This is a genomic window from Streptomyces sp. SDr-06 (genome assembly GCF_003324565.1).
Taxonomy (GTDB): domain Bacteria; phylum Actinomycetota; class Actinomycetes; order Streptomycetales; family Streptomycetaceae; genus Streptomyces.
In genome coordinates, this window is the sequence record NZ_QOLA01000022.1 from 67130 (window position 1) to 92655 (window position 25526).

At 71.3% G+C, this 25526-nt stretch carries 24 protein-coding genes and 1 riboswitch; of the genes, 14 read left to right on the forward strand and 10 right to left on the reverse strand.

Features of this window, described 5'->3' with window-relative positions; all coding sequences use genetic code 11:
• Positions 1-41 precede the first annotated feature (41 nt).
• Together whiG and DT019_RS31825 are read left to right on the forward strand one after the other, a co-directional pair.
• On the forward strand, positions 42-884 hold the full coding sequence (whiG, locus tag DT019_RS31820; protein WP_100577968.1) for an RNA polymerase sigma factor WhiG: 843 nt from the start codon (positions 42-44) through the stop codon (positions 882-884).
• 82 nt (positions 885-966) lie between these two features.
• Positions 967-1524 carry a TetR/AcrR family transcriptional regulator gene (locus tag DT019_RS31825; protein ID WP_114040436.1) on the forward strand — a complete coding sequence of 186 codons (558 nt, stop codon included), beginning with the start codon at positions 967-969 and terminating at the stop codon, positions 1522-1524.
• 76 nt (positions 1525-1600) lie between these two features.
• On the opposite strand, the gene DT019_RS31830 is transcribed toward DT019_RS31825, so the two are convergent.
• On the reverse strand, positions 1601-2071 hold the full coding sequence (locus DT019_RS31830) for a M23 family metallopeptidase (protein ID WP_114040437.1): 471 nt from the start codon (positions 2069-2071) through the stop codon (positions 1601-1603).
• Positions 2072-2363: 292 nt separating this feature from the next.
• Here DT019_RS31830 and rpsB point away from each other — a divergent pair, with 292 nt between their 5' ends.
• The 9 genes from rpsB to DT019_RS31875 all read left to right on the forward strand — a co-directional run bounded on the left by rpsB (position 2364) and on the right by DT019_RS31875 (position 12210).
• Positions 2364-3254, forward strand: coding sequence for a 30S ribosomal protein S2 (gene rpsB, locus DT019_RS31835; protein WP_114040438.1), 891 nt, complete (start codon positions 2364-2366; stop codon positions 3252-3254).
• Positions 3255-3375: 121 nt separating this feature from the next.
• A complete protein-coding gene (gene tsf, locus DT019_RS31840; protein ID WP_114040439.1) occupies positions 3376-4212 on the forward strand; it encodes a translation elongation factor Ts in 837 nt (278 codons plus the stop codon).
• 159 nt (positions 4213-4371) lie between these two features.
• Positions 4372-5160 (forward strand): UMP kinase, encoded by a 789-nt coding sequence (gene pyrH / locus DT019_RS31845; protein ID WP_189390091.1) that lies wholly within the window; start codon positions 4372-4374, stop codon positions 5158-5160.
• A gap of 124 nt (positions 5161-5284) precedes the next feature.
• Positions 5285-5842 (forward strand): ribosome recycling factor, encoded by a 558-nt coding sequence (gene frr / locus DT019_RS31850; RefSeq protein ID WP_114040441.1) that lies wholly within the window; start codon positions 5285-5287, stop codon positions 5840-5842.
• Positions 5842-6951 carry a phosphatidate cytidylyltransferase gene (locus DT019_RS31855; protein ID WP_114040442.1) on the forward strand — a complete coding sequence of 370 codons (1110 nt, stop codon included), beginning with the start codon at positions 5842-5844 and terminating at the stop codon, positions 6949-6951. Before frr ends, DT019_RS31855 begins: the two co-directional genes overlap by 1 nt.
• Before the next feature lie 90 nt (positions 6952-7041).
• Positions 7042-8148: a 23S rRNA (adenine(2503)-C(2))-methyltransferase RlmN gene (gene rlmN, locus DT019_RS31860; protein WP_114040443.1), complete on the forward strand. Its 1107-nt coding sequence runs from the start codon at positions 7042-7044 to the stop codon at positions 8146-8148.
• A 74-nt stretch (positions 8149-8222) separates the two neighbouring features.
• A riboswitch (TPP riboswitch) is annotated at positions 8223-8341 on the forward strand.
• A gap of 82 nt (positions 8342-8423) precedes the next feature.
• A complete protein-coding gene (locus DT019_RS31865) occupies positions 8424-9518 on the forward strand; it encodes a thiamine ABC transporter substrate binding subunit (protein ID WP_114040444.1) in 1095 nt (364 codons plus the stop codon).
• Between the two features lie 38 nt (positions 9519-9556).
• Positions 9557-11170 carry an ABC transporter permease gene (locus DT019_RS31870; RefSeq protein ID WP_114040473.1) on the forward strand — a complete coding sequence of 538 codons (1614 nt, stop codon included), beginning with the start codon at positions 9557-9559 and terminating at the stop codon, positions 11168-11170.
• The gene (locus tag DT019_RS31875; RefSeq protein ID WP_114040445.1) at positions 11170-12210 is read left to right on the forward strand and encodes an ABC transporter ATP-binding protein; all 1041 of its coding nucleotides are present in this window, start codon (positions 11170-11172) and stop codon (positions 12208-12210) included. The genes DT019_RS31870 and DT019_RS31875 overlap by 1 nt, the downstream gene beginning before the upstream one ends.
• Before the next feature lie 47 nt (positions 12211-12257).
• On the opposite strand, the gene DT019_RS31880 is transcribed toward DT019_RS31875, so the two are convergent.
• The 6 genes from DT019_RS31880 to DT019_RS31905 form a co-directional block, all read right to left on the reverse strand.
• Entirely contained in the window at positions 12258-13163 is a 906-nt protein-coding gene (locus DT019_RS31880; protein WP_114040446.1) for a hypothetical protein, read from the reverse strand.
• 138 nt (positions 13164-13301) lie between these two features.
• Positions 13302-14435: an LOG family protein gene (locus DT019_RS31885; RefSeq protein ID WP_223279855.1), complete on the reverse strand. Its 1134-nt coding sequence runs from the start codon at positions 14433-14435 to the stop codon at positions 13302-13304.
• Positions 14436-14715: 280 nt separating this feature from the next.
• Positions 14716-15873 (reverse strand): hypothetical protein, encoded by a 1158-nt coding sequence (locus tag DT019_RS31890; protein ID WP_114040448.1) that lies wholly within the window; start codon positions 15871-15873, stop codon positions 14716-14718.
• Positions 15855-16592 (reverse strand): ABC transporter ATP-binding protein, encoded by a 738-nt coding sequence (locus DT019_RS31895; RefSeq protein ID WP_114040449.1) that lies wholly within the window; start codon positions 16590-16592, stop codon positions 15855-15857. Before DT019_RS31895 ends, DT019_RS31890 begins: the two co-directional genes overlap by 19 nt.
• A gap of 172 nt (positions 16593-16764) precedes the next feature.
• The gene (locus DT019_RS31900; protein WP_114040450.1) at positions 16765-18150 is read right to left on the reverse strand and encodes an aspartate aminotransferase family protein; all 1386 of its coding nucleotides are present in this window, start codon (positions 18148-18150) and stop codon (positions 16765-16767) included.
• Positions 18135-18680: an Lrp/AsnC family transcriptional regulator gene (locus DT019_RS31905; RefSeq protein ID WP_223279856.1), complete on the reverse strand. Its 546-nt coding sequence runs from the start codon at positions 18678-18680 to the stop codon at positions 18135-18137. The genes DT019_RS31900 and DT019_RS31905 overlap by 16 nt, the downstream gene beginning before the upstream one ends.
• A 179-nt stretch (positions 18681-18859) precedes the next feature.
• On the opposite strand from DT019_RS31905, the gene DT019_RS31910 reads away from it, so the two are divergent.
• The 3 genes from DT019_RS31910 (at position 18860) to DT019_RS31920 (ending at position 22211) form a co-directional block, all read left to right on the forward strand.
• Positions 18860-20299 carry a gamma-aminobutyraldehyde dehydrogenase gene (locus tag DT019_RS31910; protein WP_114040452.1) on the forward strand — a complete coding sequence of 480 codons (1440 nt, stop codon included), beginning with the start codon at positions 18860-18862 and terminating at the stop codon, positions 20297-20299.
• A 152-nt stretch (positions 20300-20451) separates the two neighbouring features.
• A complete protein-coding gene (locus DT019_RS31915; protein ID WP_114040453.1) occupies positions 20452-21648 on the forward strand; it encodes a spermidine/putrescine ABC transporter substrate-binding protein in 1197 nt (398 codons plus the stop codon).
• A 53-nt stretch (positions 21649-21701) separates the two neighbouring features.
• Positions 21702-22211: a hypothetical protein gene (locus DT019_RS31920; RefSeq protein ID WP_114040475.1), complete on the forward strand. Its 510-nt coding sequence runs from the start codon at positions 21702-21704 to the stop codon at positions 22209-22211.
• Positions 22212-22214: 3 nt separating this feature from the next.
• Here DT019_RS31920 and DT019_RS31925 read toward each other — a convergent pair whose 3' ends face one another.
• The 3 genes from DT019_RS31925 to DT019_RS31935 form a co-directional block, all read right to left on the reverse strand.
• Positions 22215-23426: a serine hydrolase domain-containing protein gene (locus DT019_RS31925; protein ID WP_114040454.1), complete on the reverse strand. Its 1212-nt coding sequence runs from the start codon at positions 23424-23426 to the stop codon at positions 22215-22217.
• A gap of 178 nt (positions 23427-23604) precedes the next feature.
• Positions 23605-24264 (reverse strand): response regulator, encoded by a 660-nt coding sequence (locus tag DT019_RS31930; RefSeq protein ID WP_114040455.1) that lies wholly within the window; start codon positions 24262-24264, stop codon positions 23605-23607.
• On the reverse strand, positions 24261-25496 hold the full coding sequence (locus DT019_RS31935; protein ID WP_223279857.1) for a sensor histidine kinase: 1236 nt from the start codon (positions 25494-25496) through the stop codon (positions 24261-24263). The genes DT019_RS31930 and DT019_RS31935 overlap by 4 nt, the downstream gene beginning before the upstream one ends.
• Between the last annotated feature and the right edge of the window lie 30 nt (positions 25497-25526).

Sequence of the window (25526 nt, forward strand, 5' to 3'; positions counted from 1 at the left end):
GCTCTCCGCTCACGACACAGCAGAACGGCTCAAGGCAACGCATGCCCCAGCACACCTCCGGGTCTGATCGCACGGCAGCGCCCCCGGCTGCCCGCGGCAGCGGCACCGTGCGGCCACCGGCGCCCTCGTCCGTCGACGAGCTGTGGCGGTCGTACAAGGCCACCGGCGACGAGCGGCTGCGCGAGCAGTTGATCCTGCACTACTCGCCCCTGGTGAAGTACGTCGCGGGACGCGTGAGCGTGGGCCTGCCGCCCAACGTCGAGCAGGCCGACTTCGTCTCCTCCGGCGTCTTCGGGCTCATCGACGCCATCGAGAAGTTCGACATCGAGCGGGCCATCAAGTTCGAGACGTACGCCATCACCCGCATCCGCGGCGCGATGATCGACGAACTGCGCGCCCTCGACTGGATCCCGCGCTCCGTGCGCCAGAAGGCCCGTGCCGTCGAACGCGCCTACGCCACCCTCGAAGCCCAGCTCAGACGCACGCCCTCGGAGGCCGAGGTCGCCTCCGAGATGGGCATCGCCGTCGAGGAACTGCACGCCGTCTTCAGCCAGTTGTCCCTCGCCAACGTCGTCGCCCTCGAAGAACTGCTGCACGTCGGAGGCGAGAGCGGCGACCGGCTCAGCCTCATGGACACCCTCGAGGACACCTCCGCCGACGACCCCGTCGAGGTCGCCGAGGACCGCGAACTGCGCCGACTCCTCGCCCGCGCCATCAACACGCTCCCCGAACGCGAGAAGACCGTGGTCACGCTCTACTACTACGAAGGCCTCACCCTCGCCGAGATCGGCAACGTGCTCGGCGTCACCGAGAGCAGAGTGAGCCAGATCCACACCAAGTCGGTCCTCCAGCTGAGGGCCAAACTGGCCGACGTCGGGCGGTGAGGGCCCCGGCGAATCGTCCTTGCCGGGCACCCTGGCGGGCCGGTCGTAAAGTGGAGCAGTGCCCAGGATCCGAGCGGCCTCCGTGGCCGAGCACCGCACCATGCAGCGCGACGCCCTCCTCGACGCCGCCCGCTCCCTGCTGTCCGAAGGCGGGACGGAAGCACTGACCTTCCCCGCCCTGGCCGAGCGCACCGGCCTCGCCCGCTCGTCCGTGTACGAGTACTTCCGCTCCCGCGCCGCGGTCGTCGAGGAACTCTGCGCCGTCGACTTCCCGCTCTGGGCCGCCGAGATCGAGGGCGCCATGCAGCGGGCCGAAACCCCCGAGGCCAAGGTCGAGGCGTACGTACGCCACCAGCTCGGCCTCGTCGGCGACCAGCGCCACCGAGCCGTCGTCGCCATCTCCGCCAGCGAACTCGACGCCGGCGCCCGCGAGAAGATCCGGGCCGCCCACGGCGGCCTCATCGCCATGATCGTCGAAGCCCTCGCCGACCTGGACCACGACCAGCCGCGCCTGGCCGCCGTCCTCCTCCAGGGCATCGTCGACGCGGCGGTCCGCCGCATCGAACAGGGCCCGACGGAATCCTCCACCGCGATCGCCGACGCGGCGGTGGCCATGGCGCTGCGAGGCGTACGCGGCTGATCCTTCTGGCGGGGGCTCCCCCCCGCCCCCCTCCCCCCCGCCCCCTCCCCCCCACCCCTCCCCGCACCCCCACCCCTCACCCCCCAGGCTCGACCACCCCCGTCACCGGCAGCAGCCGTGAGGGCGCGGCGCGGTGCAGGAGGAGCAGGGGGTTCAGGTAGATGTCGCCTCTGAGCAGGCCCCAGTGCAGGCAGCCGCCCGGACAGTGGGAGGGGGCGCTGTCGGCGGTGGCGACGATTTGGCCCGCTGTTACTTCGGTGCCCCGGGTCACCAGGGGGCGTACTGGTTCGTAGGTCGTTCTCAGCGGTGGGGACGTCGGGCCCGGCAGGGTGATGGTGAGGACTCCTTGCCCGGCGACCTGGCCGGCGAAGGTGACCCGGCCGCCGGCGGCGGCATGGATGGGGGTGCCGGGTGGTGCGGCGAGGTCGACGCCGCGGTGGCCGGGGCCGTAGGGCGTGGCGGGCGGTGCCCACGGGTGGATGACGGCGGGTGGGAGGACCGGCCAGGCGGCCGCGGCGGCGAGGGCGATCAGGAGTGCTCGGTACATGGGTATCAGGGTCCCGGGATGCGGCGGGGCGGGGGGATCTTGACGGGAAGCTGTGGAGTACTCGCTGGTTGTGGACAGCGCCGTCACCCGGCACTGTGCGGGTCCCGTACACTTCTTGTGGCGATCCGGGTGACCGGGTCGACTTCGCACGCCCCGCCGGCGGTCTCACCACCATCGCCGGCCGCGCCTCTCGGTCCTCACCCGTTCAGGGTTCTGGGCACGGCGCACCGGGGCGTCAGGCGCGGCAGCCGACCGGCGGCCGCGATAACCGAGTACCTCAAGGAGTACGGCCATGGCCGTCGTCACGATGCGGGAGCTGCTGGAGAGCGGCGTCCACTTCGGTCACCAGACCCGTCGTTGGAACCCGAAGATGAAGCGCTTCATCTTCACGGAGCGCAACGGCATCTACATCATCGACCTGCTCCAGTCGCTGTCGTACATCGACCGCGCCTACGAGTTCGTCAAGGAGACCGTCGCGCACGGCGGCTCCATCATGTTCGTCGGCACCAAGAAGCAGGCGCAGGAAGCGATCGCCGAGCAGGCGACGCGCGTGGGCATGCCCTACGTCAACCAGCGCTGGCTCGGCGGCATGCTGACCAACTTCTCCACCGTCTACAAGCGTCTGCAGCGCCTCAAGGAGCTCGAGCAGATCGACTTCGAGGACGTCGCGGCGTCGGGTCTCACCAAGAAGGAGCTCCTGGTCCTCTCGCGCGAGAAGGCCAAGCTGGAGAAGACCCTCGGTGGTATCCGCGAGATGTCGAAGGTTCCCAGCGCCGTCTGGATCGTCGACACCAAGAAGGAGCACATCGCCGTCGGTGAGGCGCGCAAGCTCCACATCCCGGTCGTGGCGATCCTCGACACGAACTGCGACCCCGACGAGGTCGACTACAAGATCCCGGGCAACGACGACGCGATCCGTTCCGTCACCCTGCTCACCCGTGTGATCGCCGACGCTGTCGCCGAGGGCCTCATCGCCCGCTCCGGCGCGGCCACCGGCGACTCGAAGCCGGGCGAGAAGGCGGCCGGCGAGCCGCTCGCCGAGTGGGAGCGCGACCTGCTCGAGGGTGAGAAGAAGGCTGACGACGCCGAGGCGGAGAAGCCCGCCGAGGCTGCTGCCGAGGCCCCCGCCGCCGAGGCCGAGAAGCCGGCCGAGGCTCCGGCCACGGACGCCGAGCAGGCCTGACCCTCCCCAGGGACCCAACAGGTTCGGTAGTTGACGGCGGGGGCCACAAGCCCCCGCCGTCGACCCGTAGCCCCGCAGATCTTCGTAGATCTCATCGACTCCGAGAGAGAAACACAGACTCATGGCGAACTACACCGCCGCTGACGTCAAGAAGCTCCGTGAGCTCACCGGCGCCGGCATGATGGACTGCAAGAAGGCCCTGGACGAGGCCGACGGCAACGTCGACAAGGCCGTCGAGGCGCTGCGCATCAAGGGCCAGAAGGGCGTCGCCAAGCGCGAGGGCCGTTCTGCCGAGAACGGTGCCGTCGTCTCCCTCATCTCCGAGGACAAGACGTCCGGCGTTCTGGTCGAGCTGAAGTGCGAGACGGACTTCGTCGCCAAGGGTGACAAGTTCCAGGCCGTCGCCGCCAAGCTGGCCGAGCACGTCGCCGCCACCTCCCCGGCCGACATCGCCGCGCTGCTCGCCTCCGAGATCGAGGCCGGCAAGACCGTCCAGGCGTTCGTCGACGAGGCCAACGCCAACCTCGGCGAGAAGATCGTCCTGGACCGCTTCGCGCAGTTCACGGGCGGCTACGTGGCCGCGTACATGCACCGCACCATGCCTGACCTGCCGCCGCAGATCGGTGTCCTCGTCGAGTTCGACAAGGAGAACGCCGAGGTCGCCAAGGGTGTCGCGCAGCACATCGCCGCCTTCGCGCCGAAGTACCTCACCCGTGAGGACGTTCCGGCCGAGGTCGTCGAGACCGAGCGTCGCGTCGCCGAGGAGACCACCCGCGCCGAGGGCAAGCCCGAGGCCGCGCTCCCGAAGATCGTCGAGGGTCGCGTCAACGGCTTCTTCAAGGACGCCACGCTGCTGGGCCAGCCGTACGCGCTGGACAACAAGAAGTCCGTCGAGCAGGTTCTGAAGGAGGCCGGTGTCACCCTGAAGCGCTTCTCGCGCATCAAGGTCGGCATCTGAGTCTGTTCAGCGTTCGACACTAGACCCCGCTAGGGTCTGAGGCAGTCGTCGGCCGCGCACGCGACGGACGACCGCAGATCTGACGAGGAGGCCATTGCCGCAAGGGACCATGAGTACCCACGGCAATGGCCTTCTTCGTATGTGCACGAGGAGATCCCCATGAATCAGGGCGCGGACGCCGCCAAGGCCGATCACTCGGCCGACCACAAGCGCGATGACGGCAAGGTGGCCGGGCGCTTCATGCTGAAGCTTTCCGGTGAGGCGTTCGCCGGCGGTGGGGGGCTCGGTGTCGACCCCGACGTCGTGCACAACATCGCCCGCGAGATCGCCGCAGTCGTCCGGGACGGGGCGCAGATCGCCGTCGTCATCGGCGGAGGCAACTTCTTCCGGGGCGCCGAGCTCCAGCAGCGCGGCATGGACCGGGCCCGCTCCGACTACATGGGCATGCTCGGTACGGTCATGAACTGCCTCGCCCTCCAGGACTTCCTGGAGAAGGAGGGCATCGACTCGCGCGTCCAGACCGCCATCACGATGGGTCAGGTCGCCGAGCCGTACATTCCGCTGCGGGCCGTGCGCCACCTGGAGAAGGGCCGCGTCGTCATCTTCGGCGCCGGCATGGGCATGCCGTACTTCTCCACCGACACCACGGCCGCCCAGCGCGCCCTGGAGATCGACGCCGAGGCCATGCTGATGGGCAAGAACGGCGTGGACGGGGTCTACGACTCCGACCCCCGGGTCAACCCCGACGCGGTGAAGTTCGACGCGCTGGAGTACGGCGAGGTCATCACGCGCGACCTGAAGGTCGCCGACATGACCGCCATCACCCTGTGCCGCGACAACACCCTCCCGATCCTCGTCTTCGAGCTCCTGACGGCGGGCAACATCGCGCGCGCCGTGAAGGGTGAGAAGATCGGCACGCTCGTGAGCGACCAGGGCACCCGGGCCTGACCGGGGGATGGACAATCCCCTGCCGGTCGGACACCGTGCAGGGAAAGACGCTGGTTATCCGGGGCTCAAGGGCTCAGGTCGCACTGAGAACTCCCGGCCCACCCAAGACATGCAGGAGCAAGTGGTGATCGAAGAAACCCTCCTCGAGGCCGAGGAGAAGATGGAGAAGGCCGTCGTGGTCGCCAAGGAGGACTTCGCCGCGATCCGCACCGGGCGTGCGCACCCGGCGATGTTCAACAAGATCGTGGCGGACTACTACGGCGCGCTGACGCCGATCAACCAGCTCGCCTCGTTCTCGGTGCCGGAGCCGCGCATGGCGGTGGTGACCCCGTTCGACAAGAGCGCGCTGCGCAACATCGAGCAGGCCATCCGCGACTCGGACCTCGGCGTCAACCCGAGCAACGACGGCAGCATCATCCGCGTGAACTTCCCGGAGCTGACCGAGGAGCGCCGCAGGGACTACATCAAGGTCGCGCGCACCAAGGCCGAGGACTCCAAGGTGTCGATCCGCGCCGTGCGCCGCAAGGCGAAGGACGCTCTCGACAAGCTCGTCAAGGACAAGGAGTCCGGCGAGGACGAGGTCCGCCGTGCGGAGAAGGAGCTCGACGACACCACCGCCAAGTACGTGGCGCAGGTCGACGAGCTGCTCAAGCACAAGGAAGCCGAGCTGCTCGAGGTCTGATGAACGACTCTTCCTGGGGGGCTCCGCCGAGACCCGAATACTGGGGAACCCCCGAGGGGCCTTCCCAGGGGGCGTTCCCGGCGGGGCCCGCATACGATGCGTATGACGCCCCGCCTCCGTCGAGGACGCAGCAGATGCCCATCGTGCCCGACGCAGGCAGAGGCCCCGACGACCGCGACGAACGTGACCTGGGGGCCGCTCTGCCGGGCGGTCCCCTGTTCCGCGACGAGACGCCGCAGGAGCCCATGGCAAGCACCCCGCCCACGCCGTCCGTGCCCGCCCAGCCGGAGAAGAAGAAGGCGGGCCGCGATCTGCGGGCCGCGATAGGGGTCGGCGTGGGGCTCGGCGCGGTCATCCTCGCGTCGCTCTTCATCGTCAAGGCCGTCTTCGTCGGCGTCATCGCGGTCGCCGTGGTCGTCGGGCTGTGGGAGCTGACGAGCCGCCTCGATGAGCGCAAGCAGATCAAGGCGCCGCTGGTGCCGCTCGCGGTCGGCGGCGCGGCGATGGTCGTCGCCGGGTACGTCAGCGGTGCCGAGGGTGCCTGGGTTGCGATGGCGCTCACCTCGCTCGCGGTGCTGGTGTGGCGGATGACCGAGCCGCCCGAGGGCTATCTGCGGGACGTCACGGCGGGCGTCTTCGCGGCGTTCTACGTGCCGTTCCTCGCCACGTTCGTCGCGATGCTGCTCACGGCGGACGACGGCCCCTGGCGGGTGTTCGTCTTCCTGCTGCTCACGGTGGTCAGCGACACGGGCGCGTACGCGGTCGGCTGGCGCTTCGGCAAGCACAAGCTGGCGCCGCGCATCAGCCCCGGAAAGACCCGCGAGGGCCTGTTCGGCGCGGTGTCGTTCGCGATGGTGGCGGGCGCGCTGTGCATGCAGTTCCTGATCGACGACGGCACCTGGTGGCAGGGCCTGCTGCTGGGCCTCGCGGTCGCGGCGAGCGCCACGCTCGGCGACCTCGGCGAGTCGATGATCAAGCGGGACCTGGGCATCAAGGACATGGGCACGCTGCTCCCCGGCCACGGGGGCATCATGGACCGCCTGGACTCCCTGCTGCCGACGGCCCCCGTGGTGTGGCTGCTGCTCGTGGTGTTCGTGGGAACCGGCTGACCTGCGTTTTCGTATCGCTTTGCACGGTGAGGGCTCGTCGTCCACAGGACGGCGAGCCCTTTTCCGTACGTCTGAGACACTTGAGGAACCATGCCCAAGCCCGGAGAACTCACTTTCGTCGCCCCCCGCGGAGCCAAGAAGCCGCCGCGGCACCTCGCCGACCTCTCGCCCGCCGAGCGCAAGGAAGCCGTCGCCGCGATCGGCGAGAAGCCGTTCCGCGCCAAGCAGCTCTCGCAGCACTACTTCGCGCGGTACGCCCACGACCCGGCGGAGTGGACCGACATCCCGCTCGCCGCGCGCGGCCGGCTCCAGGAGGAGCTGCTGCCCGACCTGATGTCGGTCGTGCGCCACATCTCGTGCGACGACGACACCACCCGCAAGACGCTGTGGAAGCTGCACGACGGCACGCTCGTCGAGTCCGTCCTGATGCGCTACCCGGACCGGGTGACGATGTGCATCTCCTCGCAGGCCGGCTGCGGCATGAACTGCCCGTTCTGCGCCACCGGCCAGGCGGGTCTCGACCGCAACCTGTCGACCGCCGAGATCGTGCACCAGATCGTCGACGGCATGCGGGCGCTGCGCGACGGCGAGGTCCCCGGCGGTCCCGCGCGCCTGTCCAACATCGTCTTCATGGGCATGGGCGAGCCGCTCGCCAACTACAAGCGCGTGGTCGGCGCCATCCGCCGGCTCACCGACCCCGAGCCGGACGGCCTGGGCCTGTCCCAGCGCGGCATCACCGTCTCCACCGTGGGCCTGGTGCCCGCCATGCACCGCTTCGCCGACGAGGGCTTCAAGTGCCGCCTCGCGGTGAGCCTGCACGCGCCGGACGACGAGCTGCGCGACACCCTCGTCCCGGTCAACACCCGGTGGAAGGTCCGCGAGGTCCTCGACGCGGCGTGGGAGTACGCCGAGAAGTCCGGCCGCCGCATCTCCATCGAGTACGCCCTGATCCGCGACATCAACGACCAGGCGTGGCGCGGTGATCTGCTCGGGCGGCTCCTCAAGGGCAAGCGGGTGCACGTCAACCTGATCCCGCTGAACCCCACGCCGGGCTCCAAGTGGACGGCCTCGCGGCCCGAGGACGAGAAGGCGTTCGTCGAGGCCATCGCCTCCCACGGCGTGCCCGTGACCGTCCGCGACACCCGCGGTCAGGAGATCGACGGGGCCTGCGGCCAGCTCGCCGCCTCCGAGCGCTAGCCACGGCGCGTCCGAACGGCGAAACGGCCCCGGGCGCGTGAAGGGCCCCGTGTAACCTGGCTGGAAACATCTGCATATTCCGACAGGGGAGCGCCACAGCGCTGAGAGTGCGGTGCCCGCGAGGGACACGGACCGCAGACCCTCTGAACCTTGCCCCGGTCATTCGGGGTAGGAAGTTCGGCGATTACTCAAGCTGTTGCGCCCTGCCCGCACGACGCCACGTCGTGCGGGCAGGGCCGCGTCTCTTCCTGGTCATCTCCAGGAGGAATGAACACATGCGTACCAAGAGGCTCGCGGCCGGCGCGCTCGCCGCCGCCCTCGGGGTCACCACCCTGGCGGCCTGCGGCGGTTCGGACGGCAAGAAGTCCGGCACGGCGAGCGGGCCCGCCAGTAAGACGGTGACGCTGGTCAGCCACGACTCGTTCGCCGCGTCCGACCCGGTGCTCAAGGCGTTCACCGCCCAGACCGGCTACACCGTGAAGGTCCTCAAGAGCGGGGACGCCGGGGCCGCCCTCAACCAGGAGATCCTCACCAAGGGCTCCCCGCGCGGCGACGTGTTCTTCGGCGTCGACAACACACTGCTCTCGCGCGCCCTCGACAACGGCGTCTTCACGCCGTACGAGGCCAAGGGCCTGGACCGGATCCCCGCCGACGTCCAGCTCGACCGGGCCAAGCACCGGGTCACGCCCGTCGACACCGGCGACATCTGCGTCAACTACGACAAGAAGTACTTCGCGGACAAGAAGCTCACCCCGCCGCAGTCCTTCGACGACCTGATCAAGCCCGAGTACAAGGACCTCCTCGTCACGGAGAACGTGGCGACGTCCTCGCCCGGGCTCGGCTTCCTGCTCGGCTCGGTCGCCAGGTACGGCGACGAGGGCTGGCAGGACTACTGGAAGAAGCTGAAGGCCAACGGCGTCAAGGTCGTCGACGGCTGGGAGCAGGCCTACAACACCGACTTCTCCGGCTCGGCCGGCGGCAGGAAGGCCAAGGGCGACCGGCCGCTGGTCGTCTCGTACGCCTCCAGCCCGCCCGCCGAGGTGATCTACGCCGACCCCAAGCCCGCCGAGGCCCCCACCGGCGTCGCCACCAGTACCTGCTTCCGCCAGACCGAGTTCGCGGGCCTGCTCAAGGGTGCCAAGAACGAGGCCGGCGGCAAGGCGCTCCTGGACTTCCTGATCTCCAAGAAGTTCCAGGAGGACATGCCGCTGCAGATGTTCGTGGACCCGGTCGCCAAGGACGCGGCGGTCCCGCCGGAGTTCACCAAGTTCGGCGCGAAGGTCACGAACTCGGCGACCGTCGCCCCCGACAAGATCGCCAAGAACCGTGACCAGTGGGTCAAGACGTGGTCCTCGCTCGTCCTGAAGTAGGCACGAAAGCGCGGCGGGGCGCGGTGCGGCTCGGCCTGATGGCCCTGCCCGCCGTGTTCTTCGCCGTGTTCTTCGCCTGGCCCGTGGCCGCCATCGTCGGCCGCGGGCTCCGGGCGGACGGCGCCTGGCAGTTCGGCCGGATCGGCGAGGTGCTCGGCGACCCGGACATCGGGCACGTCCTGTGGTTCACCACCTGGCAGGCGCTCGCCTCCACCGCGCTCACCCTGCTGATCGCCCTGCCCGGCGCCTACGTCTTCGCCCGCCTGGACTTCCCCGGCAAGCAACTGCTGCGGGCCGTCGTCACCGTGCCGTTCGTGCTGCCGACCGTCGTGGTGGGCACCGCGTTCCTGGCGCTGCTCGGCCGCGGCGGGCTGCTCGACCAGCTGTGGGGCGTGCGCCTGGACACCACGGTGTGGGCGATCCTGCTCGCTCACGTCTTCTTCAACTACGCGGTGGTCGTCCGCACCGTCGGCGGCCTGTGGTCCCAGCTCGACCCCCGCCAGGAAGAGGCGGCCCGGGTGCTCGGCGCCTCACGGTTCGCGGCCTGGCGCACGGTGACGCTGCCCGCTCTCGGTCCCGCGGTCGCCGCCGCCGCGCTCATGGTCTTCCTCTTCACCTTCACCTCCTTCGGCGTCGTCCAGATCCTCGGCGGCCCCACCTTCTCCACCCTCGAAGTGGAGATCTACCGGCAGACCGCCGAACTCCTCGACCTGCCCACCGCGGCCGTCCTGACGCTCGTGCAGTTCGCGGCGGTCGGCGCCGTCCTCGCCGTGCACGCCCGCACGGTGCGCCGCCGCGAGAGCGCGCTCACACTGGTCGACCCGGCCCAGACCGCGCGGCGCCCGCGCGGCGCCGGGCAGTGGACGCTGCTCGCCGGAGTCCTCGCGGTCGTCGTCCTGCTCATCCTGCTGCCCGTCGGCGTACTGATCGAGCGCTCCCTGGACACCCCCGACGGCTACGGTCTCGGCTACTACCGGGCGCTCCAGGACGCCGGGGACAACGGCAGCTTCCTCGTGCCGCCCATCGAGGCGATCGGGAACTCGCTCCAGTACGCGCTCGCCGCCACCGCCATCGCGCTCGTCATCGGCGGCCTGGCGGCGGCCGCCCTGACCCGGCGCGGCAGCGGCCGGCTGATCCGCGGCTTCGACGCACTCCTCATGCTGCCGCTCGGCGTCTCCGCCGTGACCGTGGGCTTCGGATTCCTGATCACCCTCGACGAGCCGCCGCTGGACCTGCGGACCTCGTGGATCCTGGTGCCGCTCGCCCAGGCGCTGGTGGGCACTCCCTTCGTCGTACGGATCATGCTGCCGGTGCTGCGCGCGGTGGACGGGCGGCTGCGCGAGGCGGCGGCCGTGCTCGGGGCGTCCCCGCTGCGGGCCTGGCGAGAGGTGGACCTGCCGCTGGTGCGGCGCGCCCTCCTGATCGCGGCGGGCTTCGCCTTCGCGGTCTCGCTCGGGGAGTTCGGGGCGACCGTCTTCATCGCCCGGCCCGACCATCCGACCCTGCCCGTCGCCGTGGCCCGCCTCCTCGGCCGGGCCGGCGACCTCAACTACGGCCAGGCCATGGCTCTCAGCACGATTCTGATGGTGGTGTGCGCGGTGTCGCTGCTCGTCCTGGAACGGATCCGGACCGACCGGAGCGGGGAGTTCTGATGCTGAGACTGGACGGTGCGACCGTACGGTTCGCACAGCGCGCCGCGCTCGACGCGGTCGACCTGGAGGTCGCCGACCACGAGACGGTGTGCGTGCTCGGGCCCAGCGGCAGCGGCAAGTCGACGCTGCTGCGGGTCGTCGCCGGGCTCCAGCCCCTGGACGCCGGGCGGGTGTTGCTCGCCGGGGTGGACCAGGCGGGGGTGCCCGTGCACCAGCGCGGGCTCGGCCTGATGTTCCAGGACCACCAGCTCTTCCCGCAGCGCGACGTCGCCGGGAACGTGGCGTTCGGGCTCCGGATGCGGGGGGCAGCGCGGGCCGAACAAGCGCGCCGAGTGGCCGAGTTGCTCGAACTCGTCGGGCTCCCCGGCGCGCAGCGGCGGGCCGTCGCCGCGCTGTCCGGCGGCGAGCAGCAGCGCGTGGCGCTGGCGCGGGCCCTCGCGCCCTCGCCTCGGCTCCTGATGCTGGACGAGCCGCTCGGCCAGCTCGACCGCACCCTGCGCGAACGCCTCGTGATCGAACTCCGCGCGCTCTTCGGCCAGTTGGGCACCACGGTGCTGGCCGTCACGCACGACCAGGGCGAGGCGTTCGCGCTGGCCGACCGGGTCGTGGTGATGCGCGACGGCCGTATCGCGCAGACCGGTACGCCTCTGGAGGTCTGGCAGCGGCCCGCCTCGGAATTCGTGGCCCGCTTCCTCGGCTTCGAAAACGTGGTCCCGGCGACCGTGGCGGGAGAGATCGCCGACACGCCCTGGGGCAAGGTGCCGGTCCCCGCGGGCTCCCCCCAGGGTCCCGTACGGGTCCTGGTCCGCCCGGCGGGCGTCCGGCTCGTCCCCCCGCGGGACGGGCTGCCCTGCACGGTGGTCGCGCGGACGTTCCGCGGCAGCCACGTCTCGCTCCGGCTGCGGCCGGACGCGGGGCCGCATCTGGAGGCGGAGTGCGGGCTGGAGGGGGCGCCCGTGGTGGGGGCGGAGACGGGGGTCGCCTTCGCGGCGGAGGCGGTGGTGGTGCTGGGCGATTCCCCCACCCCGCCCGTTGCCTAGACCCTCCGTGGGGCCGGGTTCCACCCAGGGCCCCGTGGTGTCCGCGCCTAGCCCACCGGGGTCAGTTCGCGCTCGCGTTCCGGCGCCCCGTGCGCGTCGGGCGAACCGAACCACGCCACCGCCACCGCCCCGGCCACCGCGAGGACGAACCCCAGCACCGCCATCCACGCGAGGCCCTCGCGCGACGCGTCCCCCAGCCACAGCACACCGATCGCGCCGGGCAGCACCGTCTCGCCCACCACCAGCGCCGCCGTCGCACCGTTGACCGAGCCGATCTGGAGGGCCACCGTGTGCAGGTACATGCCGCCGACACCCGCGACCAGGATCGCGTACAGCGCCGGGTCGCCGAGCAGGGCGCCGACGTCGAAGGGGTCGATGCCGTTCAGGACGCGTACGCCGACGCCGAGCGCGCCGAAGCCGAGGCCGGACAGGAGTCCCGCGAGGATCGCGGCGCGGGCGCCCAGGAGCCGTACCACCACCGTGCCACCCGCCATCAGCAGGATCGAGACCGCCAGCAGCCACCAGTGCGTGGCCCGCTCGGTGTGCCCGCTGCCCTCGTGGCCCGCCGCCGAGGCGAGCAGGACCAGCGCCGAACACACCACGCCGATGGACGTCCACTCCGCGCGGTTCAGCCGGATGCCCAGGAGCTTGACGCTGAGGACGGCCGTGATGACCAGGTTCGCGCTGATCACCGTCTGGGAGAGGAAGAGGGGCAGGAGGCGGGCCGCGAGCGCGCCGAGGCCGAACCCGACGAAGTCGAGCACGGTCCCGACGATGAACTCCCACGTCGTCGCCGCCTTGGCGGTGGAGGAGAGGCTGGGCCCGCCGTGCTGGGTCCGGTCACCGGCGGCCGCGTCGCGGCGGGCGGACTTGCGGGACCCCACCGCTTGCAGGACCGAACCCGTGCCGTAGCAGACCGAGGCGGCGATGGCGGTCAGCAGACCGAGCAGCACAAGTGACTCCGTTCCTGGCGGGGGCGGCCTGTCCGCCCCACTCCGCTTTACCAGACGTTTACCGCCCCTTGGGAGTTGCCTGAGCGGATGCTCCTCTTGCGACGCTCACGGAATATCGGCTTCCGAAGCGCTCGCCCGTCACCCGGCCGACGGCTGGAGGGACATACGGGCCAGCGCCGCCGGAGCCTCGGAGACCGAGTCGACCAGCGCGATCCGGGCCGCCATCGGCCGGTCCCGCGCGAGTGCCCGGAGCAGTGGCCAGGTGGGCAGCCGCTCGGTCCAGTGCGCGCGGTCGACCAGCACCATCGGGGTGGGGCCGCCCCGCGACTCGTAGTAGTTCGGCGTCGCGTTGTCGAAGATCTCCTGTACGGTGCCCGCCGCGCCCGGCAGGAAGACGACCCCGGCGTTGGAGCGGGCGAGCAGGCCGTCCTCGCGGGTGGCGTTGGCGAAGTACTTGGCGATCGAGTTCGCGAAGGCGTTCGGCGGCTCGTGGCCGTAGAACCAGGTGGGGATGCCGACGGAGGTGCCGCCGCGCGGCCACTTCGTACGGACGTCGAAGGCGGCGCGCGCCCACGCGGACACGGACGGCCTGAACGACGGCTCCGTGGCGAGGAGTTCGAGGGCCGAGGCCAGCATCGCGTCGTCGAAGGGCGCCGCGTACGCGCCCAGGTTCGCGGCCTCCATCGCACCCGGGCCGCCGCCCGTGGCCACCGTGAACCCGGCGCGGGCCAGCGTGCGCCCGAGCACGGCGGCGCCCTCGTACTCGGCCGTGCCGCGCGCCATCGCGTGACCGCCCATCACGCCCACCACCCGTGCACCGACGAGGAGTTCGTCCAGGGCGTCGGAGATCGCGTCGTCGTGGATGGAGCGCAGCATCGAGGAGAAGATGTCGCCGTCCGTCCTGGTCCGCTGGAACCAGGCGTACGACAGCGCGTCCGGGGTCCGCTCGTAGCCGGACGCCAGACCTTCGAAGAGCTCGGCGGGGGAGTAGAGCGCGCCCCGGTACGGGTCGAACGGCAGGTGCGGTACGGGCGGGAAGACCAGGGCGCCGTCGGCCCGCACCTTGGCGGCGGCCTCCGGCTCCATCGCGCAGCCGAGGAACACGGCGTCGGCGGTGTCGGTGGCGAGCAGTACGGGCGTGCGGGCGGTCAGGTCCACCGACTGGACCCTGAAGCCGGCGAGGCCGCGGTGGGCGGTGGCCGCGTCGAACTCGGCCAGGGATTCGATCTCGGTCTCGCTGCGCGTGGGGCGCGTCGCTTCTTCGTCCGGCACGGCGTCCATGCTAAACGCACCGCCCGAGCCCCTCACGGGGTCCCCGCGCCCCCCAACCCCGCTTTCACCCGCGGACCGCGCGCGGCTTGTCGCGCAGTTCCCCGCGCCCCTCAAACCCCCTTCGACCTGCGGACCGTGCCCGCTTCTCGCGCAGTTCCCCGCGCCCCTAAAGGCACTGGTGCTGGCCAGTATGGGCATCTTCAGCCTGTCCGGCGTTTGAGGACGAGCGCCGTTCAGGCGCGAACGGGGGTCTGGGGCGGAGCCCCAGGGGGCTGGCCCCTCAGCGCAGCGGCAGGGCCGCGAGTTCTGCGATCGTGAGGGTCAGCGGGGTGAAGACGGCCAGCAGGGACACGGCGCGCAGGGTGGCGGCGGTACGGAGGAGGGTCGCCGGGGTGCCCAGGGACAGCAGGGCCTCCGTGGTGCGGGCACGGGCGTGCCGGGACTCCAGCGTCGCCGTCAGCAGCGTGGCCACCGTGCAGCTGATCACCAGCGCCGCGCCGAGCCCGGTGAGCGGCCCGAAGGGGTGCGGCCCGGCCCGGTCCCCGTACAGCGTGCCCGCCGCGATCCCCGCGGAGGCCACCGCGCACACCACCCCCAGCGGGCGCCCGATGCGGCGGGCCTCCGTCATCAGGATCCGGCCCGCGAGCAGGCGGGCCGCGCCCGGCCGGGCGAGCTGGAGCAGCCGCCCGCTGAAGTGCGCGAGCCCCGGCCCGGCGAGGGCGAGGCCGACCGCGGTCAGCGCCCACCCGGCCAGCACCCCGGCCGGGCTGCCCTCGGGGTGGCCCGGCATCGGGAACGCGGCCTGCGACCTCCCGCGGCTCACGTACGTCTCGACCGCGAGCCCCGCCGCGACGAGCGCGAAGCCCCAGGGCAGCCCGCTCGGCGCCGGCGCGGGCTCCTCGGGGCGCACCGGATCGCTCTCGTCGCCGGGGCGCGGGGTGCGCGGGCGCAGCGCGATCCCGGCCGCCGCCGACGCCGTCACCGGCAGGACGGCGAGCAGGGTCAGGGCGCCCGCCAGCGGCATGGGCTGGTCCGCGGTGAGCAGACCGGCGGCGGCCCCGTCGAAGGGGAGTCCCGAGATGTCGCCGCGCAGACGCAGATAGACGAGCAGCGCCACCGCCGAGCCCAGCGTGCACGACACGAGGGTGGACACCGCGGCGATCGCGGCGAGGCGGGCCGGGCCCAGGCCGACCGCGGACAGCCCGGTACGCGGCCGGGTGCTCGGGTCGGTGCGGGCCACGGCGACCGCGAAGTACACGGTGGCCGCCAGGGGCACCACGCACCACAGCAGCCGCAGCGCCGACCCGCCGGGATGGCCGACCGCGTACCCGAGCGTGCACAGCAGCAGGAAGCCGACCCCGGCGGACGCGGCGGACACCAGCAGACGGCGCAGCAGGACCAGGGGATGGGTGGCGCGGGCTAGACGGAGAGCGAGCACGCCGCGATACCCTCCGTTTCCGAAGCGCCTTTGTTTCCGGGGGAGTTGACCCGGCGGCCGTCGATCAGGACCACCGTGCGGTCGGCCAGCGCCGCGATGTCGGTGTCGTGGGTGGCGATGAGTGTGGTGATCCGGTGCGAGCGGGCCGCGGTGAGCAGGGTGCGCAGCACCTGGGCCCGGTCGGCGCGGTGCAGGGTCGCGGTCGGCTCGTCGACGAACAGCACGGCCGGGGTGGCGATCAGCGCCCGGGCGATGGCCACGCGCTGACGCTGCGCCTGGAGCAGGGCGTGCGGGCGTTTCCTCGCGCACATGTCGATGTCGAGCCGCTCCAGCCACTCCAGGGCGGCCTTCTTCGCGGCGCGGTGCGCGATGCCGCGCAGGAGCAGCGGCAGGGCGGCGTTCTCCCAGGCGGTGAGTTCGGGGACCAGGGTGGGTTCGGGGTCGATCCAGCCGAACCGGTCGCGGCGCAGCCGCTCGCGGGCGACCGCGCCCAGGGTGTGCACCGGCCCGCTGTTGAACCACACCTCGCCCTCGTCGGGGACCAGGGAGCCCGACAGGCAGCGCAGCAGCGTCGTCTTGCCGCTGCCGCGTGGTCCGCCGACGGCGAGGATCTCGCCCTCGCGGACCCCGACGCTGACGCCGGTCAGGGCGGGGGAGCCGCTGTGGGAATGGTGCAGGGAACGCGCCCACAGCACGTCGTTGTCCGGCGGAGCCACCATGGTGCACACCTCGGTTCAGATCAGATTTCCTGCTCCCCGTACGGGGGAACGAAGGCAGGGCCGATCGGTCACTGGGCACGCTAGGGACTGGGGCATGGCTGCCCGGACAGCACGCGGCCCGGCCGCGCCCATCTCACTCGGATGGGCGCGGCCGGGCCGGGGGCGCCGACGGTCAGAGCTTCGTCCAGGCCTCCGTGAGGACCTGGCGCAGCACGCCCTCGATCTCGTCGAAGGTCGACTGGTCGGAGATCAGCGGCGGGGCGAGCTGGACGACCGGGTCGCCGCGGTCGTCGGCCCGGCAGTACAGGCCGTTGTCGTAGAGCGCCTTGGAGAGGAAGCCGTACAGGACGCGCTCGGTCTCCTCGTCGTTGAACGTCTCCTTGGTGGCCTTGTCCTTCACCAGCTCGATGCCGTAGAAGAAGCCGTTGCCGCGGACGTCGCCGACGATCGGCAGGTCGTGCAGCTTCTTGAGGGTGTCGAAGAAGGCGCCCTCGTTGTCGAGCACGTGCTGGTTGAGGCCCTCCTTCTCGAAGATGTCGAGGTTGGCCAGGCCCACCGCGGCGGAGACCGGGTGGCCGCCGAAGGTGTAGCCGTGCAGGAAGGTGTTGTCGCCCTTGTAGAACGGCTCGGCGATCCTGTCGGAGACGATGCAGGCGCCGATCGGGGAGTAGCCCGAGGTCATGCCCTTGGCACAGGTGATCATGTCCGGTACGTAGCCGAACTTGTCACAGGCGAACATCGTGCCCAGCCGGCCGAAGGCGCAGATGACCTCGTCGGAGACGAGCAGCACGTCGTACTTGTCGCAGATCTCGCGCACGCGCTGGAAGTAGCCGGGCGGCGGCGGGAAGCAGCCGCCCGCGTTCTGCACCGGCTCCAGGAAGACGGCGGCGACGGTCTCGGGACCCTCGAAGAGGATCTCCTGCTCTATCTGGTCGGCGGCCCAGCGGCCGAAGGCCACGGGATCATCGGCGTGAGCGTGGCTCGGAGCGCGGTAGATGTTGGTGTTGGGCACCTTGTGCGCGCCGGGGACCAGCGGCTCGAAGGGCGCCTTCAGGGCGGGCAGGCCGGTGATGGACAGGGCGCCCTGCGGGGTGCCGTGGTAGGCGACCGCGCGCGAGATGACCTTGTACTTCGTGTGGTTGCCGGTGAGCTTGTGGTACTGCTTGGCCAGCTTCCAGGCGGTCTCGACGGCCTCGCCGCCACCGGTGGTGAAGAAGACCTTGTTGAGGTCGCCCGGCGCGTAGTTCGCGAGGCGCTCGGCGAGCTCGACGGCCTTGGGGTGGGCGTAGGACCACACCGGGAAGAAGGCCAGCTCCTGCGCCTGCTTGTAGGCGGTCTCGGCGAGCTCGTGACGGCCGTGGCCGGCGTTGACGACGAACAGGCCCGACAGGCCGTCCAGGTACCTCTTGCCCTTGTCGTCGTAGATGTAGGTGCCCTCGCCACGGACGATGGTGGGAACGGGCGCGTTCTCGTACGACGACATGCGGGTGAAGTGCATCCACAGGTGGTCGTAGGCGGTCTGGCTGAGGTCCTTGCTCACGGCTATCGGGTTCCCCACATATAGGTCTGCTTCTTCAGCTTGAGGTAGACGAAGCTCTCGGTGGAGCGCACGCCGGGGAGGGCGCGGATCCTCTTGTTGATCACTTCGAGGAGGTGGTCGTCGTCCTCGCAGACGACCTCCACCATCAGGTCGAAGGAGCCCGCGGTCATCACCACGTACTCGCACTCGGCCATGGCCGTCAGGGCCTCCGCCACCGGGTCGAGGTCGCCCTCGACCCGGATGCCGACCATCGCCTGGCGCCGGAACCCCACGGTGAGCGGGTCGGTCACGGCGACGATCTGCATGACGCCCTGGTCCAGGAGCTTCTGGACGCGCTGGCGCACGGCCGCCTCGGACAGGCCGACGGCCTTGCCGATCGCGGCGTACGGGCGGCGCCCGTCCTCCTGGAGCTGCTCGATGATCGCCAGGGAGACGGCATCGATCGACGTCCCGTTGGTGCGACGCGGGGCGTCCGCCTGGGGGGCGGTGGTCGGGACACGGGAGGGTGATCCGTTCCCGATCCTGGGGTCTGTGCTTCGGCTGGCCACGGAGCCACTGTGCACCCGAGTCGTCCGTCCCGCAACCCCAAAGCGATGAAATTCGTTGTTCCGTGACCTCCAGAGAACTGAATCCGAAGTTCACGGGCGGTGGGTCTGTCGAAAGCGTCACTCGACCGACTAGGGTGGGCTGTCTCACCCATCGGACATCGGACCGGGAGGCCAGCGAAGTGACCACCGAACTGCGTCGTTTGCGCAACTACATCGACGGGGAGTTCCGCGATGCTGCCGACGGGCGGACCATCGAGGTGGTCAACCCGGCGACGGGCCGGGCGTACGCGACCTCGCCGCTCTCTGGCCAGGAGGACGTGGACGCCGCCATGGCGGCCGCCGCCGCGGCCTTCCCGGCCTGGCGCGACACCACCCCCGCCGAGCGCCAGAAGGTGCTGCTCAAGATCGCGGACGCCTTCGAGGAGCGCGCCGAGGAGCTGATCGCCGCCGAGTCGGAGAACACCGGCAAGCCGATCGAGCTCACCCGCACCGAAGAAGTGCCGCCGATGGTGGACCAGATCCGCTTCTTCGCGGGCGCGGCCCGGCTGCTCGAAGGCCGCAGCGCCGGCGAGTACATGGAGGGGATGACCTCGATCGTCCGCCGTGAGCCGGTGGGCGTCTGTGCGCAGGTCGCGCCGTGGAACTACCCGATGATGATGGCCGTGTGGAAGTTCGCCCCGGCGCTCGCGGCGGGCAACACGGTCGTCCTCAAGCCGTCGGACACCACCCCCGCCTCGACGGTCCTGATCGCCGAGATCATCGGCGCGATCGTGCCCAAGGGTGTCTTCAACGTCATCTGCGGCGACCGCGACACCGGCCGCGCCATGGTCGAGCACCGGACCCCGGCGATGGCCTCCATCACCGGTTCCGTACGGGCCGGCATGCAGGTCGCCGAGTCCGCCTCCAAGGACGTCAAGCGCGTCCACCTGGAGCTGGGCGGCAAGGCCCCGGTCGTCGTCTTCGAGGACGCCGACATCGCCAAGGCCGTCGAGGACATCGCGGTCGCCGGGTACTTCAACGCCGGCCAGGACTGTACGGCCGCGACCCGCGTCCTGGTGCACGAGGCGATCCACGACGACTTCGTGACCGCGCTCGCCAAGGCCGCCGCCGAGACCAGGACCGGCCGGCCGGACGACGCGGACGTGCTGTACGGGCCGCTCAACAACGCCAACCAGCTCAAGCAGGTCTCCGGCTTCATCGACCGCCTGCCCGCGCACGCCAAGGTCGAGGCGGGCGGCCACCGGGTCGGCGAGGAGGGCTACTTCTACGCCCCGACCGTCGTCTCCGGCCTCAAGCAGGACGACGAGATCATCCAGAACGAGGTGTTCGGGCCGGTCATCACCGTCCAGTCCTTCACCGACGAGGCCCAGGCCCTGGAGTACGCGAACGGCGTCGAGTACGCGCTCGCCTCCTCGGTGTGGACCAAGGACCACGCCCGCGCCATGCGCATGTCCAAGAACCTGGACTTCGGCTGCGTGTGGATCAACACCCACATCCCGCTGGTCGCCGAGATGCCGCACGGCGGCTTCAAGAAGTCCGGCTACGGCAAGGACCTCTCGGCGTACGGCTTCGAGGACTACACCCGCATCAAGCACGTGATGACGTCCATCGAGGGCTGAGTCGGAGCCTGAACGCGCCGAAGGGGCGGGGGAGTTGGTGCCCCGCCCCTTCGGCGTTGCCGCCGCACCCCCGACAGGGTGTCCGGCCTGGGCCCCACGGCTGTACGCAGCGTCCATTGAACGCGCCGGGGCGCCGCGGGCATCCTGCCGGAATGCGACCGACCGCCTTCCCCGCAGCCAGCCCGTTCTCCCGCCGCAGCCTCCTGCGCTCCCTCGGCGGCGGCGCCGCGCTGGCCGCGCTGTCCGGCTGCGGGGTCCCCGCGGCGTACGTCGAACCGGGCGACCGGGCCGGGCGCGACCGCTCGGCGGCCGACCGGTCCCTGACCTTCGCCAACTGGCCGCTCTACATAGACGTCGACGACAAGGACGCCTCCAAGCGCCCCACCCTCGACGCGTTCGCCAGGAACACCGGGATCTCCGTCACGTACACCGAGGAGATCAACGACAACGACGAGTTCTTCGGGAAGATCAGCCCGGCCCTGATGAACCATCAGGAGACCGGCCGGGACCTCATGGTGATCAGCGACTGGATGGCGGCCCGGTTCGTGCGGCTCGGCTGGGTGCAGGAGATGGACCGGGCCAAGCAGCCCAACGTCGCCCGCCACCTCGATCCCCAACTGCGCACACCCGCCTTCGACAAGGGGCGCCTGCACAGCGTCCCGTGGCAGTCCGGGATCACCGGCATCGCGTACAACAGGAAGAGGCTCGGCCGCGAGATCAAGCACGTCAGCGATCTGTGGGACCCGCGGCTCGCGGGGAAGGTCACGCTGTTCTCCGGCCTCGACGAGTCGTTCGCGCTGCTGATGCAGGGCGACGGCACCGACATCACGAAGTGGACCGCGGCCGACTTCCACCGGATGTGCGACCACGTCGAGAAGATGGTGGCGAAGAAGCAGATCCGGCGCTTCACCGGCAACGACTACACCAGCGACCTCAACAAGGGCGACGTGCTGGCCTGTCAGGCCTACAGCGGCGACGTGTTCCAGCTGAAGGCCGACAACCCCGACATCGAGTTCGTGGTGCCCGAGGAGGGCGCGGAGCTCTGGGCCGAGTCGATGATGATCCCCAACCTGGCCCGCCACAAGGCCAACGCCGAGGCGCTCGTCGACTACTACTACGACCCCCGGGTCGCGGCCGAGCTGGCCGCCTCGGTCAACTACGTCTGCCCGGTGCCGGCCGCCCGCGACGTCCTGGCCTCCTCCAAGAACAAGGACGAGGCCGAACTCGCCGAGGACCCGCTGATCTTCCCGGACGACGCGATGCGCAAGCGCCTCGCGATCGCCCGGGACATCACCTCCGAGGAGCGGGTCGAGTTCGCCAAACGCTGGAACGCGATCGTGGGCCTGTGACCGCGGACCGGACCGGGTTTTGAACGCGTTCAACAGGGGCGTACGCTGTGATCATGAGCGAGCGAAACGCCCTCGTGCGGCGTACCCGCGTATGGCTGGCCGTCTTCGTCGTCTGCCTCGTGCTGAGCGGTCTGACGGCCTTTCCCCTGGTCCATGAACTGCACTGGACGCAGTCCCTGTTGCGGAACACGCCGCTGGGCGACTGGCTGCCGGGGGCGGCCGCCTGGATCGACCGCGTGCGCGCGGGGCTGGACTCGGCGGACGCCGAGTACCCGTTCCTGCTGTACGGCACGGACTGGCTGGCCTTCGCCCACCTCGTCATCGCGGTCGCCTTCTGCGGGCCGCTGCGCGACCCCGTACGCAACATCTGGGTCGTCGAGTTCGGGATGATCGCCTGCGCGGGCATCATCCCCCTCGCGCTGATCTGCGGGCCCCTGCGCGGCATCCCCTTCTGGTGGTCGGTGATCGACATGTCGTTCGGGGTGTTCGGCGTGATCCCGCTGTTCATCGTGCGGCGCAAGATCAAGACCCTGGAGGCGATGGGCGCGCCCGTACCGGCGTGAGGGTCAGGCGCGGTCCGGGGCGCCGAAGGCGGCCAGCATGATCCGCTGGGCGGTGGGGTTCATGTCGGAGCCCTTGGCGTCCGTGGAGTTGACGCTGTAGACCAGGGTCCGCGACAGCGCTCCGGTGGGCGACACGGTGGCCGCGATCACCGTGTTGTAGCCCCAGCGGCCACCCGTCTTGCCCCATACGTCGTGACCGCCGAGCCGCATCGTCGACAGGCCCGCGCTGTAGGAGGCGGGCTTGCCGGTCCCCATGGCGCGCACCGACGGGCCGGGCAGCGTGAACATCTCCTTGAGCTGCGCGCCGCGCACCACATGGCCGGTGAACAGTGCCCGCGTGAAGCGCTCCAGGTCGGCCGTGGTGGAGATCAGGTCGCCCGCGGCGAAGGTGTCCCCGGCGCCCCACTCCGAGACGTCCCGCAGCTCGGTCGAGCCGTCCGGCTTCGCGAACACCTGGTAGCCGTGGTTGTGCGGGCCGCGGATGGCGGGGTCGGCGCCGGGCACATAGGTGTCCTTGAGGCGCAGCGGCCGCACGATGCGGGCGGCGAGCTGGTGGGCGTAGGTGTCACCGGTGACCCGCTCGATCAGCAGACCCGCCACGGTGTAGCCGATGTTGTCGTAGTGCTGCGCGGTCCCCGGCGCGAAGTCGGGCCTCCGGGCGGTCGCCTCTCGCACCACGTCGGCCGGGTCGCGGGCCTCGAAGCGGTGCGCGTACAGATACTCCACGGAGTCGTCGGGCGAGCCGGCCGACGGGATGCCACTGGTGTGGTTGAGGAGTTGACGCACCGTCACCTCCGCGTACGCGGCCGGGATCAGGTCCGGCAGATAGGCGCGCGCGGGCCGGTTCAGGTCGACGCGGCCCTCGCCCGCGAGCTGGAGCACCATCGCCGCGGTGAAGACCTTGGTGACCGACCCCGCCCGGAACCGCGCGTCCGGGTCCGCCGGGGTGCTGCTCGCCAGGTCGTGCACCCCGGCACTGCCGACCCAGCGTCCCTCGCCTCCGCCGACGCGGACGAGCGCGGCGGTCGCGTCGGCGCCCGGCTGTCCCGCCTTCGCGATGGCCGCGCGCAGGGCCGCGGTGTCGAGGCTGCCGCTGTCCAGGTGCGCGGCGGCCCGGGCCGCCGGGGGAGCCGGGGAAGCGGCGGTGGCCGGGCCCGCCGAGATCCCCAGGACCAGGGCGGCGGCGATCAGGGTGGTGCGGGTGCGGGGGTTCATGAGGGGGTCTCCGTGCTCGGGCGGTCCGATGTGTTGACGGACTCCATCCTGCCGAGCAGGGACCCCCGGGCGGATCGCCGCCGCGGGCGGTTCCGGCGGGCCGACACCTCACCGGTGCGGGGGAGTTCGACGACGGCTCCCTCCCCCGCGCGAGCGAGATCCCTCCGCGGGGCCGCGCTCAGGAAGGGGTGCCCGCGGCGATCAGGCCCGTCTCGTACGCGCAGATCACCGCTTGGACGCGGTCGCGCAGCCCGAGCTTGGCCAGCACGTTGCCGACATGCGTCTTCACCGTGTGCTCGGACACGGTCAGCTCGGCCGCGATCTCGGCGTTGGACAGGCCCCGGCCGAGCAGGAGCAGCGTCTCGCGCTCGCGCGCGGTCAGCGCCTCCAGCCGCGAGGAGGGGCTCGGCGCGGCGGGCCGCGCGGTGTACTCGGCGACAAGGCGGCGCGCCACCGACGGCGCGAGCAGCGCGTCCCCGGCCGCCACCACCCGCACGGCGTGCACCAGGTCGTCCCGCCGCACGTCCTTGAGCAGGAAGCCGCTCGCCCCCGCGTGCAGCGCCTCGTAGACGTACTCGTCGGCGTCGAAGGTGGTCAGCATCACCGTGCGGCAGGACCCGGCCGCGCTGATCGCACGGCAGGCCTCGATGCCGTCCAGGCGCGGCATGCGGATGTCGAGCAGCGCCACGTCGGGCGCGAGGCGGCGCACGGCCTCCACCGCCTGCGCGCCGTCGCCCACCTCGGCCACCACCTCGATGTCCGGCTGCACGTCCAGGATCAGCGCGAAGCCGCTGCGCACCAGCTCCTGGTCGTCGGCCACCACCACACGGATCGTCACGCCCCCACCTCCGCCGAGGAGCCTACCGAGCCGCCGTTCGGCGCCGGGCGGGCGAGGCCGTCCAGCGGGATGACGGCCCCGACCTCGAAGCCCCGGCCGCCCGGCCCCGGGCCCGCCCAGGCACGGCCGCCGTGCGCCGCGGCGCGCTCGTGGACGCCGATGAGACCGTGCCCGGTGCCGGGTCCGGGCGCGGCACCGGGGCCGCGCCCGTCGTCCAGGACCGTGAGGGTCAACTCCCGCCCGGTGTAGGCGAGGCGCACGGAAACCGTCCGGGCCGCGGCGTGCTTGACCGTGTTCGTCAGGGCCTCCTGCACAATCCGGTACACGGTGGCCTCGGTGTCCGGCGGAAGCGGACTCGGGGTGCCCGTCACCTCGTACGCGACCGGCGGCCCGCCGAGCGAGACCCGTTCGGCGAGCGCGGGCAGGGCCGCGATCCCCGGTTGCGGCTCGCGCGGGGCGGCCGGGCTGTCGGGGGCGGCCTCCTCGCGCAGCACCCCCAGCATCCGGCGCAACTGCACCATGGCGTCCCGGCCGGTCTCGGAGATCGCCTCGAAGGCGGCCTCCGCCCGGGCGGGCGCCGCCCGCACGGCCAGCGGCCCCGCCTCGGCCTGCACGATCATGATGCTGACGGCGTGCGACAGGATGTCATGCATCTCCCGTGCGATCCGGGCCCGTTCACGCGCCGTCGCCTGCTCGGCCTCGATGCGGTTGGCCCGCTCCAGCTGCGCCGCGCGATCCTCGACGGCCGCCGTGTAGGCCTGCCGGGTGTGGGTGAGCCGCCCGAGCGCGTACGCGGCGCCGAAGACGAAGAAGGAGAACATCAGCTCCTTGGCGTCCTGGGTGTTGAGCGCCACCGAGGGCAGGATCAGCGCCGCGACCAGCGCGGCGATGCCGATCCGGCGGCGCGCCGAGGACAGCGCCGCGACCGTGTAGAGGGCGACGAGCCCCGCGTAGGGCAGCGGTTGGCCGGGGCCGTCCAGGGTCAGCTTGTACGCCGCTTGGGCGGCCAGGACCGCCAGCGTCACCGCGACCGGGGCGCGGCGCCGCCACACGAGGGGCAGCACGCCGAGGGAGGTCATCGCGTAGTCGGCCCAGGTGGCCGGGCGCAGCCCGTCGGGCCGGTCCACGACGAACGGGATCGACACCGCCACCTGCACCAGCAGGGCCAGGCCGATGTCGACCACCCAGCCGTTCACCGTCCGCAGCCGTGCGGCCAGCGTCTCCGTACCCACCCCGTGTCCCCCCGCCCGTCCCGAACAGCG